Genomic DNA, 26090 nt, shown 5'->3' on the forward strand with positions numbered 1-26090 from the left:
TTGTGCACCCGGCAGTTCGCGGGGCGCGTCAGCAGTTCGCCAGGTACCCCTGCAGGGCGGACTTCTCGGCCGAGTCGACCGACAGGTCGTAGTAGTACTTCACCTGCACCCAGGCGCGGACGTAGGTGCAGCGGTAGGCCGAGCGCGACGGCATCCAGGTGGCCGGGTCCTGGTCGCCCTTGGACTGGTTGACGTTGTCCGTGACGGCGAGGAGCTGCGGGCGGGTCAGGTCGTTGGCGAAGGACTGGCGCCGCGAGGTGGACCAGGAGTCGGCGCCGGAGTCCCAGGCCTCGGCGAGCGGTACGAGGTGGTCGATGTCGACGTCGGAGGCGGCGGACCAGGTGGCGCCGTCGTACGGGGAGTACCAGCTGCCGCCGGTGGCGGCGCAGGAGGAGTCGGTGACGACGCCCGAACCGTCGCGCTTGAGGACGGTCTCGCGGGTGTTGCAGGAACCGGACTGCGTGATCCAGTGCGGGAACAGGTCACGGTCGTAGCCCGTGCGGTCCTCGGTGGCCACCGTGAGCGAGGCCAGGTAGCCGCGGGCGGTGGAGGCACTGACCGGGGTGGGGAGGGCGGCGGAGGCGGTCGGTCCGTTGAACAGGCCGACGGAGGCTATGAGTCCGGTGAACGCCGCGACTGTGCTGAGCCGTCGACGCGCGTAGAACTTCGACATGCGAACTCCCTTGTGGGGTGGGGCCGTTGGCGTGCGGGCAAGGGGATGCTCGCCGCGCCGCGTGGCCGGCAGGAGTGGATGCGGTAAGAAGCTAATGGCGAGTTCATGACACGTCTATGGTTCGGGTGTGAAGTTTCCGCGTGCGACGGCCGGCGCGGGCCTCGCGTACCATGGACGGCGCAGAAGGGGAGTAGCTCTTCGCCGGACCGTCGACATACTGCTCAGCACGCCTGAGCCGGCGCCCGGAGGCGGACCTCGCGACGCGGGGTCGGCCAGCGAGACCTTCGGCAAGCAGTACACGCCCGTGCCTACGGCACGGGTGCCGTGTGTGCTGCCGTGCCGAGGTGTCCCGTGGAAATCGCACAGCACTCTCGGCGGGGCAGTCCCGACCGATTGAGGAACCGTTGATCAGCCTGACCGTGACGGCCGTCGTCTTCGGCGTCGTCTTCCTCGCCGAACTGCCGGACAAGACCGCACTCGCCGGCCTCGTCCTCGGCACCCGTTACCGCGCCTCCTACGTCTTCGCCGGTGTCGCCGCCGCCTTCGCGCTGCACGTGGCGCTCGCGGTGGCGGCCGGAAGCGTGCTCACGCTGCTGCCGCAGCAGATCGTGCACGCGATCACGGGCGTGCTCTTCCTGGGTGGCGCGGCGGTGCTGCTGATGAAGAGGGACGAGGACGAGGAGGAGGTCCGCAAGCCGGAGAACCAGTCCTTCTGGAAGGTCTCCGGGGCCGGATTCATGCTGATCCTGGTCGCCGAGTTCGGCGATCTGACGCAGATCATGACGGCCAACCTCGCCGCCCGCTACGGCGACCCGCTCTCCGTCGGCCTCGGCGCGGTGCTCGCGCTGTGGTCGGTGGCCGGGCTCGGCATCGTCGGTGGAAAGGCGCTGATGAAGCGGGTCCCGCTCAAGCTGATCACGCAGATCGCGGCGCTGCTGATGCTGGGCCTCGGCGCGTGGAGCCTGTGGGAGGCGGTCGCCGGGTGACCCCCGCCGCGCGGGCCTTTCGCGGCAACGGCGGGCCGAAGCGTTCGTGAACGGTCGGCGAAGGAGGTGGCGGGATGCCGGGTTTGTTTTGTACCGTGGATGAACAAAGTGGCTCCCGCCCGTTCTCCCTGACCGGCGGGCGGGGTCACTCTGTCCCCCGGGTCACCACCCGAAGCCCCTCCTCCGCGCCTTGGAGCTGCCGATGACGGCCACCGCCGTACTCACCGCCCGCGCCCTCCTGCTGGACATGGACGGCACCCTCGTCAACTCGGACGCCTCCGTCGAACGCGTCTGGCGGCGCTGGGCCGACCGGAACGGGCTCGACGGCGACGAGGTCATGAAGGTCGTGCACGGGCGCCAGGGATACGCCTCGATGGCCCTGCTGCTGCCCGACCGCCCGATGGAGCAGAACCACGCGGACAACGCCCGCATGCTCGCCGAGGAGACCGCGGACACCGGGGGCGTCGTCGAGGTGCCGGGCGCCCGCGCGTTCCTCGCCTCCCTGAAGGGGCTGCCGCACGCGCTCGTGACCTCCGCCGACGTCGCCCTGTCGACGGCGCGGATGGCCGCCGCCGGGCTGGAGCGGCCCGACGTGCGGGTGACGGCGGAGTCCGTCGGTGCGAGCAAGCCCGACCCGGAGGGCTTCCTGAAGGGCGCGGCGGAACTGGGCGTCGACCCGGCCGACTGCGTGGTCTTCGAGGACTCCGGCGCGGGCATAACCGCGGGCCGCGCGGCCGGGATGCGGGTGGTGGGCATCGGCCCCCGGGCCGGCTTCCACGGTCCGGACGCGGTCGTACGGGATCTGACCCAGGTACGGGTGGAGGCCGCGGCCGACGGCACGATCCGGCTGCACATCACGGAGTAGGGCAGGGGCCCGGCCCCCTGCGGGGGGCTGCCGGCGCATCGTGCGGAGCCGGGTCGTGGAGCCGCGAAACATGACACTTCCACGGAGAGTTCCACGGTGCGCGGCCGGGAGCGCCCCGGGGCGCCGGCGCCCGCCCGTCAGGGCTCCTGGGTCTCCGATTCCAGGCGGGCCCGCGTCCGGGGGCCGTACACGCCCAGTTCGTCCTGGAGGCCCCGGGACCACTGGTAGTTGCGCAGGGACTCCTCCACGCGGCGGTTGAACTGGCCGTTGATCTCGTCGTTGTAGAGGTACAGCTGGTGCAGGCGCTGCTGGAGTTCCGTGACCTCCGAGCCGCGGTCGCCGCGGCTCAGCGCAGGGCCGGTGTCGCCGGGGTCCTCCTCCTCCGTGTCCTCGGCGGGGTCGGCCGGCGCCGTGGTCGTCGGGGTCGAGGACGGTTCGGCGGACCCCGACGGGCTCGCCGAGGCGGTGGACGCCGACGCCGACGGGGAGGCCGACGCGCTCGCGCTCGCCGACGGGGAGGCGGACGGGGAGGCGGACGACGACGGCGCGGCGGAGGACGCACCGGTCGTTGGCTCCGCGGAGGGCGCGGCGGGCGACGCGTCCGGGACGCTCGCCCTGACGTCCTCCGGCGCCGCGCCGTCCCGGGACGGCGTCTCGTAGGAGAACACTCCGCTCGCCCACCCCGCCGCCCCCACCACGGCGACCACGGCCCCGGCGACCGCGAACAGCACCCCGCGGCGGCGCCGGCGCGGCGGTGCCTCGTCGGTGCCGTCCGGACCGGACGCGGCGGGGACGGCCGCGAGGGGCTGCGTGGTGTCGAACAGATGCAGATCGGTGGCGTTCGGCCGGGCCGTCCCGGGTGCCAGCGGCGTCGGGAGGACGGACGTCGGGTCCGCCGTGCCGGGCGCCGCCTCCGACGGGACGGCGCGCAGGGTCATGGTCTCGTCGACCGCCCCCGAGGCGCCGGGCCCACCCGTGGACGGAGCGGACGGAGCGGACGGCTCCGGCGTGCCCGTGGCCTCCGCCGGCCCGTCCGGCGCACCCTGCCCGGTCCCGCCGTCCAGCTCGACGTACGGCCGTATGCGCAGCGGATCGAAGTCCTCCGCGGCGGCGGCCTCCGCCGTACGGGCGTCGCGAAGGGCGTCGGACGCACGCAGGGTGCAGGCGCACGACGGCGTGTTGTCGCTGTTCCTGGGCGCACCGCACTCCGGGCACGGGTTTCCGTTCGGTTGTTCCATGTGTTCGTCCCTCCCCTCGCGAACTCCAGAGATTATGCAGATCTTCTTCACAGCTCCGTCCGCGCGCCCCCGGAATATGGACTTCCGGAAGGACTCAACAGGCCATAACGGGTCACACCGATCACGATGGACGGTGGAACCAGGATTCTGTGGAGGTCTTCATGGCCGGGGACGCGCACCGTACGGCGCCGAAGGCGAGCAACAAGGGGCCGGCACCCGGCGCCGGGCCGCCCGACCGTGACCCCGGTGACCGGGAGCACGTGTCCAAGAACGTCATGGTCTCGATCGGCGCCCTGCTGCTCGGCCTGCTGCTCGCCGCCCTCGACCAGACCATCGTCGCCACCGCGCTGCCCACCATCGTCAGCGAACTGGGCGGCCTGGAGCATCTGTCCTGGGTGGTCACCGCGTATCTGCTGGCCTCGACCGCCGCGACCCCGCTGTGGGGCAAGCTCGGCGACCAGTACGGGCGCAAGAAGCTCTTCCAGACCGCCATCGTGATCTTCCTGGTGGGCTCCGCGCTGTGCGGCGCGGCGCAGGACATGCCCCAGCTGATCGCGTTCCGCGCGCTCCAGGGACTGGGCGGCGGCGGGCTGATCGTGCTGTCGATGGCGATCGTCGGCGACCTCGTGCCGCCTCGCGAACGCGGCCGCTACCAGGGCCTGTTCGGTGCGGTGTTCGGCACGACGAGCGTCCTCGGACCCCTGCTCGGCGGACTGTTCACCGAGCACCTGAGCTGGCGCTGGGTGTTCTACATCAACCTGCCCGTCGGGATCGTCGCGCTCGCCGTGATCGCGGCGGTGCTGCACATCCCGCGCCGGCGGACCAAGCACGTCATCGACTACCTCGGCACCTTCCTCATCGCCTCCGTCGCCACCTGCCTGGTGCTGGTCGCCTCCCTCGGCGGCACCACCTGGGACTGGGCCTCGCCGCAGGTCATCGGGCTCGCGGTGCTCGGCGTGCTCCTCGCCGTGGCCTTCGTGGCGGTGGAACGGCGGGCCGCCGAGCCGGTGCTGCCGCTGAAGCTGTTCCGGGTGCGCACGTTCACGCTCTCCGCCGTGATCAGCTTCATCATCGGCTTCGCCATGTTCGGCGCGATGACCTATCTGCCGACCTTCCTCCAGGTGGTCCACGGCATCACCCCGACCATGTCCGGCGTGCACATGCTGCCGATGGTGGCCGGCATGCTGCTGTCCTCCACCGGCTCCGGGCAGATCGTCAGCCGCACCGGCCGCTGGAAGGTGTTCCCGATCGCGGGCACCGCCGTCACCACCCTCGGACTGCTGCTGCTCCACCAGCTCGACGCACACAGCTCCACCGCCGAGATGAGCGCGTACTTCTTCGTCTTCGGCCTCGGACTCGGCCTGGTGATGCAGGTCCTGGTGCTGATCGTGCAGAACGCCGTCCCCTACGAGGACCTCGGCGTCGCCACCTCCGGCGCGACCTTCTTCCGTTCCATCGGCGCCTCGTTCGGCGTCGCCATCTTCGGCACGATCTTCGCGAGCCGTCTGGGCCACGAGCTCACCGACGCCTTCCGGGGGGCGCGGCTCCCGCCCGGCGTCTCCGCCGACTCCCTGGAGGCCGACCCGCGCGGCATCGCCGGCCTGCCGCCCGCCCTGCGCCCACCGGCGGTCGACGCGTACGCCACCGCCATCACCGACGTCTTCCTGTACGCCGTGCCCATCGCCCTCCTCGGCTTCGCGCTGGCCTGGTTCCTCAAGGAGGACCGGCTGCGCGCCTCGGTCACCGCGCCCGACGTCACCGAGACGCTCGCCAGCAACCCCGTGGAGCGGTCCTCGTACGACGAGGTGTGCCGCGCGCTGTCGGTGCTCGGCACCCGTGAGGGGCGCCGCGAGATCTACCGGAAGGTCACCGACCGCGCGGGCTACGACCTGCTGCCCGCGACGAGCTGGCTGCTGCTGCGGATCAGGAAACACGGCTCGGTGGAACCGGCCCTGCTCGCCGAACGCAGCCCCGTCCCGCTGAACATCGTCCTCGAGGCCGCCCGCCAGGCCGAGATACGGCACCTCGCAGTGCGCCGGGGCCTCGACATGGTGCTCACCGACGAGGGGCGCGAGGTGACGGAGCGGCTGGCGCGGGCCCGCGAGGAGTCGCTGGCCGAGCTGCTCGGCGACTGGTGGGGGCCGGACCGCCCGACCGACCTGGTACGGCTGGTGCACGACCTGAACGACGAGCTGTGCGGCTCCCGGGACGAACGCCCGCACGACGAACGGGCGGTGACCCGGACCGGCTGAGACGCGTCCTCAGCCCAGCTCCTTGGCGAACCAGTGCTCGGCGTACGGGTCGGCGTTGTGCGGCTCGGTCTCCGCGTAGCCGAGCCGGGCGTACAGCGCACGGGCCTCGACGAGGTCCCCGCGCGTGTCCAGGACCATCCGGGTGGCACCCGAGGCACGGGCCGCGTCCTCGGCGGCCCGTACCAGCAGCGCCGCCCCGCCCCTGCCCCGCATGCCCGTGTACAGGAACACCCGGGTCAGTTCGGCGGTCGCGCCGGCCCGCAGCCGGATGCCCGCGGAGCCGGCCGGCTCACCCGCGTACCGCGCGACCAGCAGCCGGCCCTTCGGCGGCGCGAGGTCGGCCCCCGACGTGGCGGCGATCTCCCGCTCCAGCTCCTCGGGATCGGTCCGCCGCCCCTCGTGCAGCAGGTACCAGCGGTCACTGACCTCCGTGCAGTACGCCCGCCACAGTGCGGCGGCGACGGAGGAGTCGTACGGTTCGGGGGCCACGGTCCACACCATGCCCGCATTCTCGGCGGACCCTCCGGCGGGCACGCAAGCGAATAAGCCGTGGCGGACCGTTACGGCCCCGAACTGTTTGTGCGTGAACCTTCGGGCAACCCGGAAGACGAACCGGCTCGCGAGGAGTGCCGGTTGGGCCGAGAACCCGGAAGGCATTCATGTCCACTGGCCTGATCATTGCGTTGATCGTGATTGTTGCGGTCGCTGTCGTCGCGGCCGTGCTGACCCTGCGCGCCCGCGGCCCGCGGCACGGCACCGGCCTGAAGCGGCGCTTCGGACCCGAGTACGACCGTGCCGTCGCCCGGCACGACGGAGACACCAAGGCCGCCGAGCGGGAGCTCGCCGAGCGCGTGGAGCGCCACGGCGACCTGCGCGTACGGTCGTTGGAGCCCGCCGAGCGGGAGGGGTACGAGGCGCGCTGGACGGCGGTCCAGGAGCGGTTCGTCGACGCGCCGCGGGACGCGGTCGCCGAGGCGGACCGGCTGATCGCCGAACTCGCCGCCGCGCGGGGCTTCCCCGCCGACGGGCACTACGAGGACCAGCTCGCCGCGCTGTCCGTGCACCACGCCCACCATGTCGAGGGCTACCGGCGCGTGCACCGGGTGGCGCAGGCCCGCGCGAACGGCGCGCGCGACGGTGGTGCGGGCACCGAGGAGATGCGCGAGGCCGTCGTCGAGGCCCGTGCGCTGTTCGAGGAACTGGTGCGGCCGTCCCGGCACGAGGCCGGACACCACCGCGCCGGTGCGGACCGTGACCGCACGTCCCCGGCCGCCGAACGCGGCCACCGCACGCCGTCGTTGTTCCACCGGCACCAGGCGAAGGAGAGCTGAGCGATGACCGACACGAGCCGACGCCCCGGCGACATCCCGCCCGTCGGGGGGCCCCGCACCACCCCTGGCGTCCGGAGCGACGCCCCGGACCCCGGCACCCGGGACTCCGGCACCCGTGAGGGAACCGGCCGCACCGCCCCGGCCCCCGACGGCGAGAGCCCGCTGGTCGCCGCGCACCCGCGGCCCGGCGACACCGCCCCCGCGGGCACGGGCACCCATCACGATGGCGCCGACCGGACGCCCGCGGGCACGGGCACCCATCACGATGGCGCCGACCGGACGCCCGCGGGCACGGGCACCCATCACGATGGCGCCGAGCGGACGCCCGCGGGCACGGGCACCCACCATGGCGGCGCCGAGCGGACGCCCGCGGGCACCGGCACCCACCACGACGGTGACCGGGCCCCCGCCCGTCTCCTCCGGCTCGACGACACCGACAAGCTCACGGCGCAGTTGCAGCACGCCGTGGCCGGCTTCGTCGACGCGCCGCGGGACGCCGTACAGGAGGCCGATCGCGCACTGCAGGAGCTCACCGAGCGCTTCACGGACGCGGTGACCGAGCGGCGCCGCACCCTGCGGCGGTCCTGGCAGACCGACGGCGCCGGTGAGGGCAGGACCGCGGCGGCGACCGACACCGAGCAGCTGCGGCTCGCCCTGCGGGACTACCGCGAGCTGGCGGAACGGCTGCTACACGTCTGAGCCGTCCGCCGCCGCCCGGCGCTCCCGCCACTGCCGTACGACGTCCTCGACGTCGTACGGCTTCTTGCCCAGCGGGGGGCCGGGCGGCGGCTTGAACATCATGTCGCTGATCTTCGCGTTGATCTCCGTGAGGATCTTCCGGACGATCCGCTCCGAGGGCGCCGCGAGGGCCGCCTCCAGCGCGTCCTCGGCCTCCTTGCGCAGGGCCAACGCCGGCGGCAGCACCGAGAAGCCCTCGCGGGCCATCTTCCGCTTGACCCACCACAGTTCGTCGTAGGCGGTCTCGACCTCGCGGGGGAGCGGCTTGCCCACCCCCGCCAGCTGCTCGAACTCCCCGCGCGCCTCGGCATCACGAATCTGCTTGTCGACCCAGCTCTCGAAGTCGACGCCAGGTGGCTTTCGCTCGGTCATGAGGCCATTGTGCCGGACGCCGTCGAGCCGGGCGTTTTATCATTCGGCGGCAGCTGGGCCGGGCCTCTCCGGTCCGTCAGGACGTCTCAGGAGGAGCCCACGTGCTCGAACTCACCATGGCCGCGGTGTCCGCGGCGGAAGCGGGCGCCACGGCCGGCATGCTCATGGCCGACGCGCCCAGCGAGCCGGGCACCGTGCTGCGGGTGGGCCGGGACAAGTCCCTGTGCCGGCTCTCGACGCCGGACGACTGGCTGTTCGTCTCGCGCGTCCACCTGGAGTTCCAGTGCGCGCCGGACGGGGCCTGGCAGCTGAGCTGGCTGCGCGGCTCCCTGCCCGACCCGTCCTCCGAGGTGCGGCTGACCATCGGCGGGCACACCCACCCGGTCGCCTACGGCGGCACCGTCGCGCTGCCCCGGGGCGGCAGCGGCGAGGTCGTCATCCAGGACCGCACCGCCCCGCGCAGCGTCAACGTGGGCTTCTACCACGAGGTGTAGGACCACGAGGTTGTAGGACCACGAGGCGGGGAGCGCAGGGCTCAGGCCAGCACCCGGGCCAGCGCGAAGCCGTCGTACTCCTTGGTGCCGACCGTCTGGATCGCCGTACCGCTCAGCCGGGGGTGGCTGCCGATCAGGTCGAGGGCGGCGCGGGTACCCAGCACGTCCGGGTCGGTGTTGTCCGGGTCGGCCACCCGGCCGCCCCGCACCACGTTGTCGAGGACGATCAGGCTGCCCGTGCTGGTCAGTCTGAGCGCCCACTCCATGTAGTGCGGGTTGTTCGCCTTGTCGGCGTCGATGAAGACCACGTCGAACGGCGGCGGGTTCTCGTCGGCCAGCCGGGGCAGCGACTCCAGCGCCGCGCCCACGCGTACCTCGACCTGCTTGTCGAGTCCCGCGCGGGCGATGTTGCGGACGGCGACCTCGGCGTGCCCGGGGTCGTACTCCAGGGAGATCAGCCGTCCGTCGGCGGGGAGGGCGCGGCCCAGCCAGATGGTGCTGTAACCGCCGAGCGTGCCGATCTCCAGGATGTGCCTGGCACCCTGCAGCTGCGCGAGGAGCTGGAGCAGCTTGCCCTGGAGAGGTGAGACGGCGATCGGCGGGAGGCCGGCGGCGTCGCTGTCGCGCAGGGCGGCCGCCAGGGCGTCGTCGGGGGCATCGGGCAGGAGACGGCCGGTGAAGTAGCCGTCCACCCTGTGCCAGAGCTGCGACTCGCTCATGCCCCTGTACCTTCCGTACGGCTGGTCAGCCTGTCCAACCGGTGCCGCTGACGAAGATACGCCGCGCCTCCGCTCCCCGTCAGGCGTTCTCCCGGTGTGTCCCGGCCGTCCCGGCCGTCCCGGCCTCCAGCGACGGCGCCGAACCCGGCAGCGGGCGGCCCGCCGACTCGGCCATGCGCCACACCGCGAAACCGCCGATCACGGCCGCCGCCATCATGTAGTAGGCGGGCATCATCATGTCGCCGGTCGCGCCGATCAGGGCCGTGACCACCAGCGGGGTGGTGCCGCCGAACAGGGACACCGAGACGTTGAAGCCGATCGACAGCGAGCCGTAGCGCACCCGGGTCGGGAACAGCGCGGGCAGCGCGGACGGCATGGCGGCGGTGAAGCAGACGAGGAGCAGGCCGAGCGCGCCCATGCCGGCGGCGACCGCGAGCAGGCCGCCGTCGCGGATCAGCAGCAGCGCCGGCACGGACAGCACGAGGAACCCGGCGCAGCCGGCCGCGATCACCGGACGGCGGCCGACCCGGTCGGTCAGCGCGCCGGCGAACGGCTGGACGATCATCATCAGCACCATCACGCCGAGCACCACGACCAGGCCGTGCGTGGCGTCGTAGCCCAGCTCACTGGTGAGGTAGCTCGGCATGTACGACAGCAGCATGTAGTCGGTGACGTTGAAGACCAGCACCAGGCCCACGCACAGCAGCAGCGCGCGCCACTGGCCGGTCACCATCTCCCGCAGCGGCACCTTCGGGCGCTCGCTCTCGGCCTTGGCGACCTCGGCCGCGAACGCCGGGGTCTCCTCCAGGCGCATCCGCAGGTAGAGGCCGATGATGCCCATCGGGCCGGCGATCAGGAACGGCACGCGCCAGCCCCAGGAGAGCAGGTCGTCCGAGGAGAGCAGCGCGGTCATCAGGGTGACCAGGCCCGCGCCGCCGATGTACCCGGCGAGGGTGCCGAACTCCAGCCAGCTGCCGAGGAAGCCGCGCCGCTTGTCGGGGGCGTACTCGGCGATGAAGGTGGACGCTCCGGCGTACTCGCCGCCGGTGGAGAAACCCTGCACCAGACGGGCGGCCAGCAGCAGGATCGGGGCGCCCACGCCGATCGCGGCGTAGGAGGGGATGAGGCCGATGGCGAAGGTGCCCGCCGCCATCATGATCATCGTGACGGCGAGGACCTTCTGCCGTCCCACGCGGTCGCCGAGCGGGCCGAAGACCATGCCGCCGAGCGGGCGGACCAGGAAGGCCGCGGCGAAGGCGCCGAACGTGGAGAGCAGCTGGGCGGTGGGGTTGCCCGAGGGGAAGAAGACCTTGCCCAGGGTGACCGCGATGTAGCTGTAGACACCGAAGTCGAACCATTCCATCGCGTTGCCGAGCGCCGCCGCCTTCACGGCGCGCCGGACGAGCGCGGGGTCGGTGACGGTGGGGGCGGAGGTGTGTGCGGCGCCGGACTTCGGCGAGGACTTCCGCGGGGACGGGGGAGCGGTGACCGTGACAGTGGTCAAAACGTCGCTCGCCTACCTTTCGACGGGAACAGGGGCGGGTCCGCGCGGCGGCGCTGTCGGGCGGGCCGAAGGAAACGACGATAGGCGCCGTTGGTCCCGTTACGGGCGGTACGCGAATAGCTGCATACTGCATGTAAATGCGGTGTACGCAGGAGTGCGACCCCGCGCCGGGACACCCCGCCCGGTGGCTCGTTGTGATCCTTCTCGCGTCGCCCGCAAGCAGCGCGATCCTCCACGGACTATCGTCATCCGGACAAAAGTGAGAGGGCCGTCAGGTGAGGCCGCGGTTTCCCGCGTCCCTGTCCAGGGGTGGTGCGAGCCTCACGGGGTTCGCGGAGCGAATCCCCACGCACGGGACGCGCGGGGTGAAACGGGGCGGGAGGTCGGCGAGGCGTGGCGAACGCGGAGCACAGTGGGCGAACGGCGGAGGCACTCGGGACGACAGCGGGCGGCGGCACCCGGGCACGGCTGCGCGCCGAGCGCCTGGTCCTGTGGCTGCTGGCCGCCGTCCTCGCCGTACGTCAGGTCGCCGTCGTCCTCACCACACCGAGCGGAGAACGGCTGACCGCCCTGGAGACCTGGGTGGGCCCCGAGGGCGTCCTGCACGTCAGTGGCTCCCTCTACGACTCCGGCCGGTTCACCGGCACCCCCTTCGGCGGGCTCGTCCTCAAACCCCTCACCCACCCCGCCGAACAGGCCCTCGGCTGGGGCTGGACCTTCGGCACCCTGCTCCTGGTCGTCGCCCTCGGGCTGATCGCCGCCCGTGCCCTGCCCCAGCCGGTCGGCCGCCGCACCGCGCTCCTCGCCGGGCCCGTCGCCATCAGCCTGCTCATGCTGTCCCTGCCGGTGCGCAACACCCTCTGGCTCGGCCAGACCAGCGTCATCCCGGTCCTGCTCGTCCTGCTGGGCTGCTTCGTCGCCCACGGCCGGCGCGCCGGCGGCGTACTGATCGGCGTCGCCGCCGCCCTCCAGCCCACCCTCCTCCTCTTCGCCCCACTGCTGTGGTTCACCGGCCGCCGCCGGACCGCCGCCGCCACGGGCGTCACCTTCACCGCGGCCACCGCACTCGCCTGGGCCGCGATGCCGCACGACTCCCACACCTACTGGGTGCACCACCTGGCGGGCACCGGCCTCGGCGGCCCCGCCGACGACCTCGCCAACCAGTCCCTGCACGGCGCCCTGCTCCGCCTCGGTTTCGAGGGCCCGCCGGAGACCGGCCTCTTCCTGCTGCTCGGCGCCGCGGTCGTGGTCCTCGCCCTGCGCCGCGCGGTGCGCTACGCCCACGACGGCCAGTTACTGCTCGCGGTCGCCGTCACCGGCTGCGCCGCCATCGCCGTCTCCCCCACCGCATGGCAGCACCAGCTGCTGTGGGTGCTGCTCGCCGTGGTCGGCAGGGTGGGCGGACGCGCCCGTGACCGGCTGGTGTGGCCCGTCGCCGTCATCCTGGTGATGACGCTGCCGGCGAAGATGCTGCTGCCGAACATGGCCTTCCTGTACCCGCTGCGCGACAACGTCGTCCTCCTGGCCGCCCTGGCCGCCGCCGTCGCGGCCCCCTTCCTCTCCCGCGCCTCGCCGTACTTCCAGGCACCGGTCCCGACCCGGTACGCCCCACCCGTCCCGGCCCGCTTCGCGTTCGTCCCCCTGCTGCCGTTCCTGCGCCGGGTGCTCATCCGCCCGAACCTCCTGCTCGAGCTCCTGCTGATCCGCGTCACCTACGCCGCGTACGCCAAGGTCCGCCTCGCCGCGACCGGCGGCAGCAACTCGGCGGGCCGCGCCCGCGCCGAGGAACACGGACAGCAGATCCTCGACCTCGAACGCCTGCTCCACATCGACATCGAGCACGCCGTCAACCACGCCGTGGTGAAGATCGGCCGGCTGCGGGAGTTCTTCGACTTCTACTACACGTCGTTCCACTTCGTCGTCCCGCTGACCGTCCTCGGCCTGCTCTACTGGCGCCGCCCCGTCGACTACCGCTGGGCCCGCTCGGCCCTCGGCTTCGCCACCCTGCTCGCCCTGGTCGGCTTCTGGCTCTACCCGCTCGCCCCGCCCCGCCTGATGTCCGGCCTCGGCATCATCGACACGGTCCACGGCGTCCAGGACTTCTCCAAGCCCGACTACGGCACCCTCACCCACCTCACCAACCAGTACGCGGCGATGCCGTCCCTGCACTTCGGCTGGTCCCTGTGGTGCGGACTGGTGATCGCGATCATCGCGCCGAAGCCGTGGATGAGGGCGCTGGGCCTGTTGCACCCCCTGTTCACGGCCTCCGCGATCGTCGCCACCGGCAACCACTGGGTGCTGGACGCGGTCGGCGGCGCGGTCGTCGTCGGCGCCGGCTTCGGACTGACGTACCTGCTCCAGGGCCCGCGCGCCCGTACGGTCGTGGCCGCCGCCGAGCTCAGCAGCGAGCCGGCGGCGCCGGTGAAGGACCGTACTCCGAGCTGATCCGGTACTCGCCGGGTGCGGACACCGTGAGCCGGGCGAACTCGCCGTGGCGGCTCAGGCAGCCGCCGTCGTCGCTGCGCAGCCAGGGCGACCAGGCGACCCGCACGGTCACCGCACCCGGCCGGGACACGCGGAGCACCAGGTCGGCGCCGGAGGTCCGGACGACGGTCCCGGGGGCGGAGACGAGCGGTACGGCGTCGCGGACGCGGAACACCCGCCAGTGGGCGTCGTGCCAGACGGGCAGCAGCCAGTCGGGGCGGGTACGGCTGTCGCGGATCAGCCGGGCCTCCTCCTCGGCGAACCCGTCGGGCTTGCCGTTCGGCAGTACGACGAACCCGACCGCCCACCGGTCCAGCCACTCCCGGTAGGACGCGGCGGAGAAGGACCCGTCGTAGAACAGCCGGCCCCGCTCCACGTCGAGCTGCCGGTTCCAGCCGCGGGCGAGATGGAGGTGGGGCGCGAGCGCGGAGGCCTCCCGGTGATTGCGCGCGGGCACGACCTCGACCCGGGACCGGTCGGCGCCGAGCCCTTCGAGGGCCTCGACGACGCCGTGGGTGTGCGCGGCCCAGGCAGGCACGGTCGTGGAGACCGCGAGATCGTCGACGGTCTTCTTGCCCGTCCAGCCGACGGAGAAGACGAGCGCGGCGACGAGGAGAGTGCGGCGCAGGACGCGCAACCGCGGCTGCGCGAGCAGCGCGGTGAGGAGGGCGACGGGTGCGGCGTACTCGGCGAACCGCTCGACGTTCGTGCCGATGGGGGACGGGACGAGATACGTGAGCACGGTCCCGGCGGCGTAGACGACCCCGCTCCGGCGGGCCACCCGCCAGGAGGGCGGGGCGAGCGCGGCGACGGCGAGCCCGAGCAGCACGGGCGGCCATATTCGGGGCGCGAGCATGAGCTGCTCGCCGTGGAAGGGGAAGAGGACGCTGGTCGCCCCGACGACAAGGGCGGGCGGGAGGAGCAGGGCCGTGGCGCGAGCCGGCTGCCGGTTGAGCAGGTACCCGGCCCCGACGACGGCGAGGAACAGCCCGGCGACCGGGGACGCCATGGTGGCCAGGGCGGCGTAGGCGCCGGTGAGGGAGAGGGCGAGACGTTTCTGCCGGGGGAGGAAGAGGCATGCGGCGAGCCCGAGGGCGACCCCGAGGGCGAAGGTGGTCCGGCCGGAGGCGACGTTGCACCAGAGCGCGAGGGAGGCGAGCAGGGCGGGAGCGAGGGGTCTTCGCCGTTGGGCGCGCTGCACGAGGACGGCCGCGAGCCAGGTGGCGGCGACCCCGGACGCGACGGTGAGGGCACGTACCCCGAAGGCGGCCATCAGGTAAGGGGAGACGAGGCTGTAGTTGGCGGTGTGCATCCCGCCGTACCAGAACAGGTTGTACGCCGAACTCCCGTGCTCGGTCACGAAGCCGGCCCAGGCGTCCTGAGCGGCGAGATCACCGCCGCCGGTGGCGAGGAAGGCCCACCAGAGGGCGTAGAGGGGGAGGACGGGGAGGGTGGCGAGGAGAGGGACGCGATGACGTCGGCAGAGGGTGCGGAGGGGGTGAATCCGCTCAAGGGCCGTGTCCGCGTGCTGGATCAGGGTGAGGTCGGCAGGGGGCACGATCTCGTAGACGTGGAACGGGGCGGGGGCGTTTACCGCCGGGCGGGCGTACGGGGTCGCGCGGTCGCCGGCCTCACGGACGAGGACTTCGAGCGCCCGTCCGGCTGCAGGGGCCGGCTCGTTCGGGACCTGGTGTGCCGCCCGGTCGTCGACGCACAGGGCGTCCTGATCACCCTGGTCGGCCCCGCCGACACCGAACAGACGGCGGACGCGACCACCTGCTGGAACCTGGCCGGCCCTCCCGGACCGGCGACGACAGGGACCACGGCTGCGGTGTCAGTCCGCTGACGTATCCTTCCCGCCACCGCGCACCGACTGTGAGGAACAAGAGAATTGACCGGCCTGTCCGCTTTCCCGCTGCCCTTTCACGCTTCCCGTTCCATATCGTTCGCGACACCCCGAACGCTGCGGGAACTTCAGATGATGCAATGCAGCTCACACATTCGGGCGAAGCCGGGGTGGTTCGACAAGATGAACGATGCCGACATCGTCGGCAGGTGGACGCAAGAAGCGGTCGCCCAGGGCCTCACCGAAGCGCAGGTCCGTTACGTGCTCGACGAACTCCGGTACTACGCCGCGCTGCGGGACGGGCGAACCGGCGTCGAGGTGTCCGCCGTCGACGGGGTGTGGCAGTCGGACACGCTGGTCGACGACAAGCTCAGGTCCCGGTTGCGTGAGGCGGTCCGGGTTCTGGAGCAGGTCCCCGAAGCGGAGCGGGACTGGCATCCCGGATCCGGCGGCCAGGTCCTGGATCTGGTGCATCCCTCACTGTTCTGCCTGGTGAGAGAGGTGAGCGGGGCGCCCGAGCGGGCTTGGCGGAACTCGACGGACCGCTACTCGAAGTACGAGTTCTCGGAGAGGTTCCAGTGGCTGCCCACGGACGTCGACGTCAGTGAGGACGGAGATGTCACCTTCCGTTCGTACGTCAACAACGTCCACCCCGAGACCCACCACGAACTGGCCTCCGTTCTGCCGGAGTTGTTCGCGCGCTTCCGCCCGCTGTGGGAGAACGTGCTCACCGGTCTGCGCCGTCCGAGACCCCTGCGGATCGAGGCCGATCCCTACGGTTGGTACGACTCGGAGCCGGAGTACCCGGCCAAGTCCTCCTACAGCGGTGACGAGACCTACGAAGAGGCCCTCGAGGCATGGGAGGAGGCCCATGAGAACTGGTGGGAGAACCGCCGTCCGGTCGTCCCGGACGCCCCGGTCTTCACCCCGCCCGAACCGCCCGGCGAATCCGACCGGGTCGACCTGCGCGGCCGTCGTCTCCAGGTCATCGTGAAGCTCGCCACCATTCATCTCACCCCGGACGAGCCCGAGTACGCGGGCGGCTCCTGGCATGTCGAGGGGATGCTGAACGAGCGGATCGTCTCGACCGGCATCTACTACTGGGACAGCGAGAACATCACCGAAAGCCGGCTGGGTTTCCGCGCGGCACTCGACGACCCGAACTACGAACAGAACGACGACAACGGCCTGCGTGAGGTCTACGGCCTGGAGGACGAGGACGCACTGAACCAGATGCTGGGATCGGCGCCGACCCCGGCGGGCCGCTGCCTGGCGTTCCCGAACGTCCTGCAACACCGCGTCGGCTCGTTCCGCCTCGCGGACCCCACCCGCCCGGGACATCGCAAGATCCTCGCGTTCTTCCTGGTCGACCCGTCGGAGACGATCGTCTCGACCTCCGATGTGCCGCCGCAGCAGCCCTGGGCCGACACCTCGACCATGACGCTGGAACAGGCCAAGAAGTACCGCGAACAGCTCATGCACGAACGCAAGTTCTTCGTCGCCGAACACAACGAGCAGCTCTACGAACGGGAGTTCTCCCTCTGCGAGCACTGAGGCGCTGAGGCGGGAAGACGAAGGCGGCGGCCCCGGGGATCGTGGGGTCGCCGCCTTCGGTATGAGGGGGTGCGGGGCTGTCAGTACCAGTTGTTGGCCTGCCAGAAGGACCAGGCGTCGCAGGCGCTGCCGTAGCGGTCCTTCATGTAGTCCAGGCCCCACTCGATCTGGGTGGCGGGGTTGGTCCTCCAGTCGGAGCCGGCCGAGGCCATCTTGGAGGCGGGCAGAGCCTGGACCAGGCCGTAGGCGCCGCTGGAGGCATTGGTGGCGCTGGGGTTCCAGCTGCTCTCGTGCTGGACGATCTTCGAGAAGCACTGGAACTCGGCCGAGTTGCCGATCATCTTCTTCGCGGTCGCCTGGGCCGAGGAAGCGCTCGTCGTGGTCGCGGCCTGGGCGGGCGCGGCGGCGATCAGGGTGCCGCAGGTGGCGGCGACCAGGGCGGCACCTGCGAGGGTCTTCTTCGGGGCGGCGACGGTGCGGAGGAGGGAAGCGGCGGACACAGGCGGCCTTTCGGTCGGGATCAGGGCGGTCGCGCTACGCCGTGCCGGATGCCGTGGTGTGCGGCGGGGGGCATGCGTCGGCGCCGCGACCCCGTGGGGGTGTTGGCGCCTGGCGACTGCTCCACAGAAACAAATCTCGGAATTGCCCGCAAAGGCCCCCTTTACTACCGATGGTCGGAGGGGCCGGTCCGAGAAGCGGGGCTGCCCCCGCGGGGCCCCGGTACGCCGCTACGGTGTCGGGTCGTATGTGATGCCGGTCATGTGGGGTGGTTCACCGCATCGGTCACGGATCGTGTGCGGGGACTCACCGAGGGGTCTCCTCGAATGTGACCGGCGCCTCGAAGGCCGCCCGGCGGGTGGCGCGGCGCAGGGCCTTCAGGACCGGGGTGCCGAGGGCGAGGGTCAGGGCGACCGTGACCAGCGCTCTGCCCAGGTCCCAGCCGAGGGACGTGGCCAGGCAGTACGCCAGGAAGCGGGCCAGGTTGGCGGGGAGTGCCGCGTCCGGGTCGAAGGAGATGTTCGAGGCGCCGGTCGCCATGAAGGGCCAGCCCGCCATGTTCATCACCGTGCCGTAGGCGAAGGCCGCCAGGAAGCCGTACACCGCGAGCAGCCAGAGCTCCGCGCGCCCGCGCAGCCGGTCGGCGCCCGGCAGCAGGGCCGCGCCCATCGTGAACCAGCCCATCGACAGCATCTGGAACGGCAGCCAGGGGCCGACACCGCCCGTGAGCAGGGCGGACGCGAACATCGTCACCGAACCGAGGACGAAGCCGAAGCCCGGACCGAGGACCCGGCCGCTGAGGACCATGAGGAAGAACATGGGCTCCAGGCCGGCCGTGCCCGCGCCGATGGGGCGCAGGGCCGCCCCCGTCGCCGCGAGGACGCCGAGCATCGCCACCGGCTTCGGACCCAGGCCCGATTCCGAGATCGTCGCCGCCACGACCGCCACCAGCAGGACCAGCAGGCCCGCGAAGAGCCACGGCGCGTCCTGCGCGTGGGCGTTCAGCGTGGAGGCGGGCGGGGCGAGGAAGGGCCAGCCGACGCCCGCCACGCCCACCGCGCTCACCAGGGTGAGGGCTGCCCACGAGCGGGGGCCCAGGCGGATGGCCCGGGTCTGGCGCTGCGGGCTTTTGGCGGCGGTCACCGCAGTGCCTCCCGGACCTGGGAGACCGTGAGCCAGTGCTGCGGGGCCAGGATCTTCGCCACCTGCGGGGCGAAGGACGGGGACGCCACGACCACCTCCGCCGCCGGGCCGTCCGCGATCACCTCGCCCTCGGCGAGCAGAACCACCCGGTGGGCGAGTTCCGCCGCCAGTTCCACGTCGTGCGTGGCCATGACGATGGCGTGGCCCTCGGCGGCCAGTCCGCGCAGAATCCTCACCAGGCGGGCCTTCGCCGCGTAGTCCAGGCCGCGGGTCGGCTCGTCGAGGAGGAGCAGGGGCGGGCGCGCGGTGAGGACGACCGCCAGGGCGAGGGTCAGGCGCTGGCCCTCGGACAGGTCGCGGGGGTGGGTGCCGTCGGCCACCGAGGGGAGCAGCTCGGTCAGCAGGGCGCGGCAGGTGCCCGGCTCGGCGCCCGCGTCCTCGTCGGCGGCCGCGCACTCCGCCGCGACCGTGTCGGCGTACAGGAGGTCGCGGGGTTCCTGCGGGACCAGGCCGACGCGGCGGACCAGGTCGCGGGGGCGGGTGCGGTGGGGGACCGCGTCGCCGGTGCGGACCGAGCCCGAGGAGGGCGCGACCAGGCCCACGAGCGCGCTGAGCAGCGTCGACTTCCCGGCGCCGTTGCGGCCCATGAGGGCGATCGTCTCGCCGGGGGTGACGGTCAGGTCGACGTCGCGCAGGGCCTGGACACGGTCCCGGCGGACGGCGAGGGAGCGGACCTCGGCCACGTGGGCGGGGGTGGGCGTGTCGGGCTTCCTGCGCGGGAACAGGCGCCGGGCGGCGGGGGCCGGTGCCGGCGGCGCGGGTTCCCGGGCGGGCGGTCGCCGGTCGGCGAGGCGGTCGCGCAACGGGCCCGCCCTGCGTCGGGCGTCGCGGACCGTCAGGGGGAGGGGGGACCAGCCGGCGAGGCGGCCCAGGCCGACCACCGGGGGGTGGACGGGGGAGACCGCCATCACCTCCGACGGGGCGCCGAGCCACGGCCGCTCGCCGGGGCCCGGCAACAGGACCACCTGGTCGGCGTACTGGATGACGCGTTCCAGGCGGTGCTCCGCCATGAGGACGGTGGTGCCGAGGTCGTGGACCAGACGCTGGAGGACCGCCAGGACCTCCTCGGCGGCCGCCGGGTCGAGTGCGGAGGTCGGCTCGTCCAGGACCAGCACCCGGGGGTGCGGGGTGAGGACCGAGCCGATGGCCACGCGTTGCTGCTGGCCGCCGGAGAGGGTGGCGATGGGGCGGTTGCGGAGGCCGGCGAGGCCGAGGAGGTCCAGGGTTTCCTCGACCCTGCGGCGCATCACGGCCGGAGGGAGGCCCAACGACTCCATGCCGTAGGCGAGTTCGTCCTCCACCGTGTCCGTCACGAAGTGGGAGAGGGGATCCTGGCCCACCGTCCCGACGACGTCGGCGAGTTCGCGCGGCTTGTGGGTACGGGTGTCGCGGCCCGCGACCGTGACCCTGCCGTGCAGCGTGCCGCCCGTGAAGTGCGGGACCAGGCCGCTCACCGCGCCCAGCACCGTCGACTTGCCGACGCCGGACGGGCCGACGAGCAGCACCAGTTCACCTTCGGGGACTTCGAAGTCGACGCCGTGGACGGCGGGTTCCGCCGTTCCGTCGTACGTCACCGACACGTTCTCGAAGCGGATCACGTCGTCGGCTCCTTGCGGGTGTCCATGAGCTCGGGGGCGGGGGTGACGAAGGCGGGGAGCAGGCCGATCAGGACGGCCGCCGCCGGCCACAGGGGGAGCGTGGGTGCGACGAGCGGGACCACGCCGGGGTGCAGGGCCGCCGGGTCGCGGGAGGCGGCGAGGGTCAGGAGGGCGGCCACGGCGGCTCCGGACGCCGTGACCAGCCAGGCCCGGGTGTCCCAGGGGTCCGGGCGGTAGCGGGTGCGCAGGGTGCGCCGGCCACCGAGCCGCAGGCCCGCGAGGGCGGCGGTGACACCGGCGAGGAGGACGGGGAGGCCGTAGGTGCCGCCCGCGGCGGTGAGCAGTCCGTACGTTCCGGCGCAGACGCCGAGCAGGCCGCCGAGGGTGAGGGCGGCGGTGGTACGGCGGATGGCGGGAGGCACCTCGGCGGTACGGCCGTAACCGCGCGCGTCCATCGCGGCGGCGAGGGCGACCGAGCGCTCCAACGCGCCCTCCAGGACCGGGAGTCCGACCTGGAGCAGGCCGCGGACACCCTTGTCGTGCCGGCCTCGCAGACGGCGGGCGGCGCGCAGGCGCTGGACGTCGGCGATGAGGTTCGGCGCGAAGGTGAGGGCGACGACGACGGCCACGCCGAGTTCGTACAGGGCGCCGGGGAGGGATTTGAGGAGGCGGGAGGGGTTGGCGAGGGCGTTGGCGGCGCCCACGCAGATGAGGAGGGTGGCCAGACGGAGGGCGTCGTACAGGGCGAAGGTGAGGGCCTCGGCGGTGACCTTGCCGCCGAGGCGGATGCCCTGGGCCCAGTGGGGGAGGGGGACTTCGGGGAGGTGCACGAGCACGTGCGTGCCGGGGATGGGGGAGCCGAGGAGCACGGCGAAGGCGAGGCGGATGAGGAGGACGGCGAGGGCGAGTTTGACGAACGCGCCGTAGGAGCGGGACCAGGGGGCGTGGGGGCGGCGGGCCGCCACGACGTAGGCGGAGACGGCGATGAGCAGGGTGAGGAGGAGGGGGTTGGTGGTGCGGGTGGCCGCGGTGCCCAGGGCCAGGGCCCAGAGCCACCAGGCGCCGGGGTGGAGTTGGGAGCGGTGCCGTTGGTCGTGCCCGGGGGTCGGTTGCTCTGCCGGCGCTTGCCGGGTGCCTCCCCCGCTCTCGGCTCCGCTCGAGCGGCACGACTGCCCGCGCTCACGTGGCACGGCGGCGTACCTGCCAGATCGCTGCTCCTCCGAGGAGGGCCACCACGGCGATTCCCGCTACCAGGCCGATCGACGGGCCCGAGCCGTCCGACCCGGTCTTCTTCTCTGCGGGAACGGGGGCCTCGTCCGCCGAGACCTGTTCCCCGCAGCCCGTCTTCGGGTAGCCCGCTATCGCGCACAGCAGGGCGTTGGTGTCGTAGCGGAGGGGTTTGGCGACCGAGGCCAGGGCCTCGGCCGTGGTGGCGTCCTCGGGGACCCGGGCGCACGCCGTGCGGCCGGCCGGCGGGGTTTCGCCGGAGGGGGCGTCGGTGGGGGTGCCGAAGTCGATGACCAGGGCCACGCGTTTCCTGCCGTCGGCAGCCGGGGTCTTCGCGCAGATGGTGTCGAAGTCGGCGGTGCCGCGGGGCTTCACCGCGTCGGCCGAGTTCTCGCTGACGGAGAAGCGGAAGCCGTGGACGTCGCCGTCGGCGGGGCGGGCGAGGGACGGGCCCTGGTTGGCGTACGTCCATGCCGTGCCGTCCTGCTCCCAGAACGACCAGTAGCGGTAGCCGGCGGCCTCCGCCCGGCCCGCGCCCGCCGGCAGGGGCAGGAGCGCGGCCAGGAACAGTACGGCGGCCCGGCGGATCACGGCTGCTGCCGCTTCGTACGGCCGCTGATCAGGAAGCCGATGCCGATGCCGGCGACCAGGCAGACACCGACGAACCACCAGACACTGAGGCCGGAGTCCGACTCGGCCTTGTCGTTCTTCTCGTCGCTCTTCGCCTCGGTCGTCTTCTCCGGGGCGGCCGGACCCGTCGCGCCCAGCTGCTTCACCAGGTCCGCGCCGCCGAAGTCGCGCGGGTCGGCGCCGGTCGCGTGGGCGGCGAAGATCAACTGGGCGTAGGCGGCGGGGCCGCTCTGTGCCGCCCAGTCGGCGGCGTTCTTCTCCAGCCAGGTCAGGGACTTCCCGGCCTGCTCGCCGGCGCCCTGCGCGGCGAGCGCGACCACCGCGTCGGCGGTGTTGCCGTAGTCGGGCTGGTCCTCGGCGCCGGCGAGGGCGGAGGTGAGGTGGCCGTCCTCGGCGAGGGCGTCCGTGAGGTACGCGGCACCGTTGGCGGCGGCCTGCCCGGGGTCGCCTGCCTTCTCGCACGACGCTTCCCCGGTACCGTCCTCGCCGGGCTCGACGACCAGGCCCGCACCGAGCGAGCCGAGCACGCCCGCCGCCGTCGCGTCCGCGTTGGCGACCAGCTCGCCCTTCTTGTCAGGCTGGAAGGCGAAGGCGCCCGCGCCGTCGCCCTCGCAGGGGAGCGCCAGCTTCAGCAGGGCGTCGTAGGGGGACCTGCCGTCCTTCTTCACCTCGGCCGGCTTCTCACCGGCGGCCGCGAGGGCGCCGATGACGACGGAGGTGGAGTTGGTGTCGCTGGCGCCGCCCGCCGTGTAGCCCCAGCCGCCGTCCTTGTTCTGCGCGGACTTCAGCCAGTCGACGGCCTTCTTCGTGACGTCGTCGTGTCCGCCGAGCGCGGCGAGGGCCTGGACGGCGGCGGAGGTCTGGTTGGTGTCGACCATCGTCTTCGCGTCGCACGCCTTGGTGGTGTCGGCGCGGTACGGGGCGAAGGAGCCGTCGGCACACTGCTGCCCGGTGAGCCAGTCGACGGCCGCCTTCGACGGCTCGACGCCGGCCGTGTGCTGCGCGAGCAGGGCGAGCGACTGGCGCCAGACGCCGTCGTACTGCGGGTCGCTGTCGCCGTACAGGGCGGAGGGGAGCGCCGTGGACGGCGCCGGGGACGGGGTGGCGTCGGCGGCGGCCGGAGTGGCAGCGCCGATCACGGCGACGGCGGCCAGGACCGCTGCGCTGCGGCGAACATTCATGATCGGCGGGTGCCTTCCCTGCGGAGGGCCGGGCAGCGCGGGACACCCCGGCGGCTCGGCTCCGTATGCCTCGACGGTGCCGTGCCCGGCGGAGCGCCGGGCACGTGAGCCGGTCACGAACCGTGCGGGGCAGTCCGGCTCACCGCCTCGGGGGCGGCTTACGGTTGCGGGTCAGCGCCGGAATTGCACCGGCTTCCCCCCGTACGGTGTGATGACGACGCCGACACTCTACCCGCCCGTAGGGAAGGGGCCGGGGGGTGGCTTCGGTGAGCGGGGTCACGTCGGCCGGGAGACGCGCACCGCACCCGCACCCCCGGCAAGGGGAGTACGGGTGCGGGTGGGCCGGGTCAGGAAGCCGTGCAGGCGCCGACCTGCGGCGGGGGCGAGGCGCCGCCGCTCACGGTGAAGCCGAAACTGGTCGAGGCTCCGGCCGCGAGCGGGCCGTTCCAACTGGGGCGCACCGTCATGACGTTGCCGCTGCTGTCCCAGGTGGGTGAGCCGTTCCAGACGGAGAGGACCTTCTGCGGGGACGTCATGGTGACGTTCACGCTCCAGCCGGTGATCGGCGAGCTGCCGGCCGTGATCGTCACCTTGCCGTTGTACCCGCTGCCCCACTGCTCCGCCGTGGTGTAGGTGGCGGTGCAGCCCGCGCCGGGGGTGCCCGGGTCGTCGGGGTCGTCCGGGTCGTCGGGGTCGGTGGTGCCACCCAGGGCGCTCAGGGCCGCGTCGTAGGCGGGCTTCTTGTTGTAGTTGTCGTCGAACAGCAGGGGGGTGCCGCTCGACCGCCACGAGTACTTGTCCGGGATGCCCCACACCGTGATGCCGGTGCATCGCGTCACCGCGAGGCAGGCCCGTACGACGTTGCCGTAGTCGGTGGCCTGGGCCTGGCCCGAGCCCTCGATGTCCAGCTCGGTGATCTGCACGTCGACCCCGAGGTCGGCGAAGCGCTGGAGGTTGGCCCGGTAGTCGGCGGGGACGGGGGAGTTGGGGTTGAAGTGGGACTGGAAGCCGACGCAGTCGATCGGCACACCGCGGGACTTGAAGTCCTTGACCATGGCGTAGACCGCGTTGCTCTTCGCGTTGACGCCGTCGGTGTTGTAGTCGTTGTAGCAGAGCTTGGCGTTCGGGTCGGTCGCGCGGGCCGTGCGGAAGGCCTCCTCGATGAAGCCGTTGCCGAGCTTGTCCTGGAAGGGCGAGCTGCGCCGGGCGCCGCTGCTTCCGTCCTGGAACGCCTCGTTGACCACGTCCCAGGAGTGGATCTCGCCCTTGTAGTGGGTCATGACCTGGGTGATGTGGTTGTTCATGGCCGACCGGAGGTCGGTCGCGCCCAGTCCGGAGACCCAGCTCGGCAGCTGGGAGTGCCAGACCAGGGTGTGGCCGCGGACGTCCATGCCCTGACTCCGGGCGTGGTTCACGATCTGGTCGGCGCGGCTGAAGCTGAAGGAGCCGCGGCTCGGCTCGACGGCGTCCCACTTCATCTCGTTCTCGGGTGTCACCGAGTTGAACTCGCGGTCGAGCGTGGCGGCGTACTGCGCCTCGCCGAGGTGGTTCGCGGCGACGGCGGCACCGAAGTAGCGGCCCTTCTCGGTCGCCGCCGCGCCCAGGGTGTCGGCGGCGTGGGCGGTGGTCTGGGGGAGTGCGGCGAGCGCGGTGACGGTGAGCAGGGCGGTGGTGGTGGCGCCGAGGGCGGCGCGCAGTCGGCCGCGTGCGGGGCCGTCGCCTCCGGCTCTCGTTCTCGTTCGCTTTTCGATCATGCGCATGTCATCCCTTCTCCGGTGGGTCCCGTGCTGCGGGTGGGCGGGATTGCTGCTGTACGGTCGAACGAAAGTTTCGGACTCGGCTCCGAATTTCTGCGGAGACGATACGGGTCGCCGGAGAGGTGGTCAATCATTCGCACACGAGGAAGTCATCGACGCGTGAGGGTCCGTACAGGGGGAGCCCGCTACCAGCATTAACGGAAAAGCGGCGAAAGTTTCGACAGTGGCCGTCAGTGATCGTCGGTGCTCTTCGGGGCCGTCAGGTCCATCAGGCGGCACACCGTCTCTATGTCGACCTTGACCTGGGCGATGGAGGCACGGCCCGAGAGCCAGGTGATCAGGGTCGAGTGCCAGGTGTGCTCGATGACCCGGACGGCCGAGAGCTGCTCGGGCGTGGGATCGGTGAGCTCCATGGCGTCCAGGATGATCCTCGTGGTCTGCCGGGAGACCTGGTCGACCTCCGGGCTCACGCTGCGGTCCGCGAACGTCAGGGCGCGCACCATCGCGTCGGCCAGGTGCGGCTCCCGCTGGAGCGCGCGGAAGGCCCGCATCAGGGTCTCCGCGACCCGCTCGGCCGGGGTCGCACCGGCCGGCGGCTTCTTCCGCAGCGTGCCGTGCAGGGTCTCCAGCTGATCCTGCATGGTCGCGACCAGGAGATGGATCTTGGACGGGAAGTAGCGGTACAGCGTGCCGAGCGCCACCTGTGAGGACTCCGCGACCTCGCGCATCTGCACCGCGTCGAATCCTCCCCGGCCGGCCAGCTGCGCGCACGCCCGCAGGATGCGGCGCCGGCGCGCCTCCTGGCGCTCGGTGAGCGGCGAGGCCGGGGTGGGCCGCGCGGTGCCGGCTCCCGTCGCCGCCGCCTTGCCCGCCCCGTCCGTCGTGGCTGCCCTGGCCGCCTTGCCCCTGTTGGCTTCCGTAGGCATGGGTCCCGTCCGTG

General features: G+C 72.5%; 24 protein-coding genes and 1 riboswitch. Of the genes, 9 read left to right on the plus strand and 15 right to left on the minus strand.

Annotated elements, in window-relative coordinates; translation table 11 throughout:
* Positions 1-28: 28 nt before the first annotated feature.
* On the minus strand, positions 29-673 hold the full coding sequence (locus ACH4VX_RS01590) for an HNH endonuclease family protein (protein ID WP_398364995.1): 645 nt from the start codon (positions 671-673) through the stop codon (positions 29-31).
* Between the two features lie 404 nt (positions 674-1077).
* On the opposite strand from ACH4VX_RS01590, the gene ACH4VX_RS01595 reads away from it, so the two are divergent.
* The gene (locus ACH4VX_RS01595; RefSeq protein WP_398364997.1) at positions 1078-1659 is read left to right on the plus strand and encodes a TMEM165/GDT1 family protein; all 582 of its coding nucleotides are present in this window, start codon (positions 1078-1080) and stop codon (positions 1657-1659) included.
* Positions 1660-1861: 202 nt separating this feature from the next.
* Entirely contained in the window at positions 1862-2524 is a 663-nt protein-coding gene (locus ACH4VX_RS01600; protein ID WP_398364999.1) for an HAD family hydrolase, read from the plus strand.
* A 137-nt stretch (positions 2525-2661) separates the two neighbouring features.
* Here ACH4VX_RS01600 and ACH4VX_RS01605 read toward each other — a convergent pair whose 3' ends face one another.
* On the minus strand, positions 2662-3762 hold the full coding sequence (locus tag ACH4VX_RS01605) for a peptidoglycan-binding protein (protein ID WP_398365001.1): 1101 nt from the start codon (positions 3760-3762) through the stop codon (positions 2662-2664).
* A gap of 161 nt (positions 3763-3923) precedes the next feature.
* On the opposite strand from ACH4VX_RS01605, the gene ACH4VX_RS01610 reads away from it, so the two are divergent.
* Positions 3924-6014 (plus strand): DHA2 family efflux MFS transporter permease subunit, encoded by a 2091-nt coding sequence (locus ACH4VX_RS01610; RefSeq protein ID WP_398365002.1) that lies wholly within the window; start codon positions 3924-3926, stop codon positions 6012-6014.
* 9 nt (positions 6015-6023) lie between these two features.
* Here ACH4VX_RS01610 and ACH4VX_RS01615 read toward each other — a convergent pair whose 3' ends face one another.
* Positions 6024-6515 (minus strand): GNAT family N-acetyltransferase, encoded by a 492-nt coding sequence (locus tag ACH4VX_RS01615; RefSeq protein ID WP_398365004.1) that lies wholly within the window; start codon positions 6513-6515, stop codon positions 6024-6026.
* A gap of 158 nt (positions 6516-6673) precedes the next feature.
* Between ACH4VX_RS01615 and ACH4VX_RS01620 the strand changes: the two genes are divergently transcribed.
* Both ACH4VX_RS01620 and ACH4VX_RS01625 read left to right on the plus strand, forming a co-directional pair.
* Complete coding sequence (locus ACH4VX_RS01620) at positions 6674-7345, plus strand: hypothetical protein (protein ID WP_398365006.1); 672 nt, start codon at positions 6674-6676, stop codon at positions 7343-7345.
* 3 nt (positions 7346-7348) lie between these two features.
* Positions 7349-8044 carry a hypothetical protein gene (locus ACH4VX_RS01625; RefSeq protein WP_398365008.1) on the plus strand — a complete coding sequence of 232 codons (696 nt, stop codon included), beginning with the start codon at positions 7349-7351 and terminating at the stop codon, positions 8042-8044.
* On the opposite strand, the gene ACH4VX_RS01630 is transcribed toward ACH4VX_RS01625, so the two are convergent.
* Positions 8033-8455: a DUF1992 domain-containing protein gene (locus tag ACH4VX_RS01630; protein WP_398365009.1), complete on the minus strand. Its 423-nt coding sequence runs from the start codon at positions 8453-8455 to the stop codon at positions 8033-8035. The two genes, ACH4VX_RS01625 and ACH4VX_RS01630, sit on opposite strands and share 12 nt — an antisense overlap.
* A gap of 101 nt (positions 8456-8556) precedes the next feature.
* Between ACH4VX_RS01630 and ACH4VX_RS01635 the strand changes: the two genes are divergently transcribed.
* The gene (locus ACH4VX_RS01635; protein WP_398365011.1) at positions 8557-8949 is read left to right on the plus strand and encodes a hypothetical protein; all 393 of its coding nucleotides are present in this window, start codon (positions 8557-8559) and stop codon (positions 8947-8949) included.
* Between the two features lie 41 nt (positions 8950-8990).
* On the opposite strand, the gene ACH4VX_RS01640 is transcribed toward ACH4VX_RS01635, so the two are convergent.
* Both ACH4VX_RS01640 and proP read right to left on the minus strand, forming a co-directional pair.
* On the minus strand, positions 8991-9668 hold the full coding sequence (locus ACH4VX_RS01640) for an O-methyltransferase (RefSeq protein WP_398365013.1): 678 nt from the start codon (positions 9666-9668) through the stop codon (positions 8991-8993).
* 79 nt (positions 9669-9747) lie between these two features.
* Positions 9748-11172 (minus strand): glycine betaine/L-proline transporter ProP, encoded by a 1425-nt coding sequence (gene proP, locus ACH4VX_RS01645; RefSeq protein ID WP_398365014.1) that lies wholly within the window; start codon positions 11170-11172, stop codon positions 9748-9750.
* A 393-nt stretch (positions 11173-11565) separates the two neighbouring features.
* On the opposite strand from proP, the gene ACH4VX_RS01650 reads away from it, so the two are divergent.
* Positions 11566-13617, plus strand: coding sequence for a bifunctional glycosyltransferase 87/phosphatase PAP2 family protein (locus tag ACH4VX_RS01650; RefSeq protein WP_398365016.1), 2052 nt, complete (start codon positions 11566-11568; stop codon positions 13615-13617).
* On the opposite strand, the gene ACH4VX_RS01655 is transcribed toward ACH4VX_RS01650, so the two are convergent.
* A complete protein-coding gene (locus ACH4VX_RS01655) occupies positions 13571-15214 on the minus strand; it encodes a hypothetical protein (RefSeq protein ID WP_398365018.1) in 1644 nt (547 codons plus the stop codon). The genes ACH4VX_RS01650 and ACH4VX_RS01655 overlap by 47 nt on opposite strands.
* Positions 15215-15226: 12 nt before the next feature.
* Between ACH4VX_RS01655 and ACH4VX_RS01660 the strand changes: the two genes are divergently transcribed.
* A complete protein-coding gene (locus ACH4VX_RS01660) occupies positions 15227-15502 on the plus strand; it encodes a hypothetical protein (RefSeq protein ID WP_398365020.1) in 276 nt (91 codons plus the stop codon).
* A gap of 45 nt (positions 15503-15547) precedes the next feature.
* Positions 15548-17056, plus strand: a complete 1509-nt coding sequence (locus ACH4VX_RS01665) for a DUF4246 domain-containing protein (protein WP_398365022.1) — start codon at positions 15548-15550, stop codon at positions 17054-17056.
* Positions 17057-17136: 80 nt separating this feature from the next.
* On the opposite strand, the gene ACH4VX_RS01670 is transcribed toward ACH4VX_RS01665, so the two are convergent.
* The 8 genes from ACH4VX_RS01670 to ACH4VX_RS01705 form a co-directional block, all read right to left on the minus strand.
* Complete coding sequence (locus ACH4VX_RS01670; protein ID WP_398365023.1) at positions 17137-17556, minus strand: transglycosylase SLT domain-containing protein; 420 nt, start codon at positions 17554-17556, stop codon at positions 17137-17139.
* A 304-nt stretch (positions 17557-17860) separates the two neighbouring features.
* Positions 17861-18697, minus strand: a complete 837-nt coding sequence (locus tag ACH4VX_RS01675; RefSeq protein ID WP_398365025.1) for an ECF transporter S component — start codon at positions 18695-18697, stop codon at positions 17861-17863.
* Positions 18694-20355, minus strand: a complete 1662-nt coding sequence (locus ACH4VX_RS01680; RefSeq protein ID WP_398365027.1) for an ABC transporter ATP-binding protein — start codon at positions 20353-20355, stop codon at positions 18694-18696. The genes ACH4VX_RS01675 and ACH4VX_RS01680 overlap by 4 nt, the downstream gene beginning before the upstream one ends.
* The gene (locus tag ACH4VX_RS01685; RefSeq protein ID WP_398365029.1) at positions 20352-21545 is read right to left on the minus strand and encodes an energy-coupling factor transporter transmembrane component T; all 1194 of its coding nucleotides are present in this window, start codon (positions 21543-21545) and stop codon (positions 20352-20354) included. Before ACH4VX_RS01685 ends, ACH4VX_RS01680 begins: the two co-directional genes overlap by 4 nt.
* The gene (locus ACH4VX_RS01690; protein ID WP_398365031.1) at positions 21535-22173 is read right to left on the minus strand and encodes an SCO2322 family protein; all 639 of its coding nucleotides are present in this window, start codon (positions 22171-22173) and stop codon (positions 21535-21537) included. The genes ACH4VX_RS01685 and ACH4VX_RS01690 overlap by 11 nt, the downstream gene beginning before the upstream one ends.
* A complete protein-coding gene (locus ACH4VX_RS01695; protein ID WP_398365033.1) occupies positions 22170-23393 on the minus strand; it encodes a prenyltransferase/squalene oxidase repeat-containing protein in 1224 nt (407 codons plus the stop codon). Before ACH4VX_RS01695 ends, ACH4VX_RS01690 begins: the two co-directional genes overlap by 4 nt.
* Positions 23394-23499: 106 nt before the next feature.
* Positions 23500-23638: riboswitch (cobalamin riboswitch) on the minus strand.
* 102 nt (positions 23639-23740) lie between these two features.
* A complete protein-coding gene (locus tag ACH4VX_RS01700) occupies positions 23741-25153 on the minus strand; it encodes an endo-1,4-beta-xylanase (protein WP_398365035.1) in 1413 nt (470 codons plus the stop codon).
* A gap of 227 nt (positions 25154-25380) precedes the next feature.
* Positions 25381-26076: a TetR family transcriptional regulator gene (locus ACH4VX_RS01705; RefSeq protein WP_398365036.1), complete on the minus strand. Its 696-nt coding sequence runs from the start codon at positions 26074-26076 to the stop codon at positions 25381-25383.
* Positions 26077-26090: the final 14 nt, after the last annotated feature.

The sequence above is a fragment of the Streptomyces sp. NPDC020731 genome (assembly GCF_044334705.1).
Taxonomy (GTDB): domain Bacteria; phylum Actinomycetota; class Actinomycetes; order Streptomycetales; family Streptomycetaceae; genus Streptomyces.

What these genes read in the sequence shown, in the direction of transcription:
- ACH4VX_RS01590 (WP_398364995.1), bottom strand. Translation starts at nt 673, where the DNA reads ATGTCGAAGTTCTACGCGCGTCGACGGCTCAGCACAGTCGCGGCGTTC.
- ACH4VX_RS01600 (WP_398364999.1), top strand. Translation starts at nt 1,862, where the DNA reads ATGACGGCCACCGCCGTACTCACCGCCCGCGCCCTCCTGCTGGACATG.
- ACH4VX_RS01605 (WP_398365001.1), bottom strand. Translation starts at nt 3,762, where the DNA reads ATGGAACAACCGAACGGAAACCCGTGCCCGGAGTGCGGTGCGCCCAGG.
- ACH4VX_RS01610 (WP_398365002.1), top strand. Translation starts at nt 3,924, where the DNA reads ATGGCCGGGGACGCGCACCGTACGGCGCCGAAGGCGAGCAACAAGGGG.
- ACH4VX_RS01615 (WP_398365004.1), bottom strand. Translation starts at nt 6,515, where the DNA reads ATGGTGTGGACCGTGGCCCCCGAACCGTACGACTCCTCCGTCGCCGCC.
- ACH4VX_RS01620 (WP_398365006.1), top strand. Translation starts at nt 6,674, where the DNA reads ATGTCCACTGGCCTGATCATTGCGTTGATCGTGATTGTTGCGGTCGCT.
- ACH4VX_RS01625 (WP_398365008.1), top strand. Translation starts at nt 7,349, where the DNA reads ATGACCGACACGAGCCGACGCCCCGGCGACATCCCGCCCGTCGGGGGG.
- ACH4VX_RS01630 (WP_398365009.1), bottom strand. Translation starts at nt 8,455, where the DNA reads ATGACCGAGCGAAAGCCACCTGGCGTCGACTTCGAGAGCTGGGTCGAC.
- ACH4VX_RS01640 (WP_398365013.1), bottom strand. Translation starts at nt 9,668, where the DNA reads ATGAGCGAGTCGCAGCTCTGGCACAGGGTGGACGGCTACTTCACCGGC.
- ACH4VX_RS01695 (WP_398365033.1), bottom strand. Translation starts at nt 23,393, where the DNA reads ATGAATGTTCGCCGCAGCGCAGCGGTCCTGGCCGCCGTCGCCGTGATC.
- ACH4VX_RS01700 (WP_398365035.1), bottom strand. Translation starts at nt 25,153, where the DNA reads ATGCGCATGATCGAAAAGCGAACGAGAACGAGAGCCGGAGGCGACGGC.
- ACH4VX_RS01705 (WP_398365036.1), bottom strand. Translation starts at nt 26,076, where the DNA reads ATGCCTACGGAAGCCAACAGGGGCAAGGCGGCCAGGGCAGCCACGACG.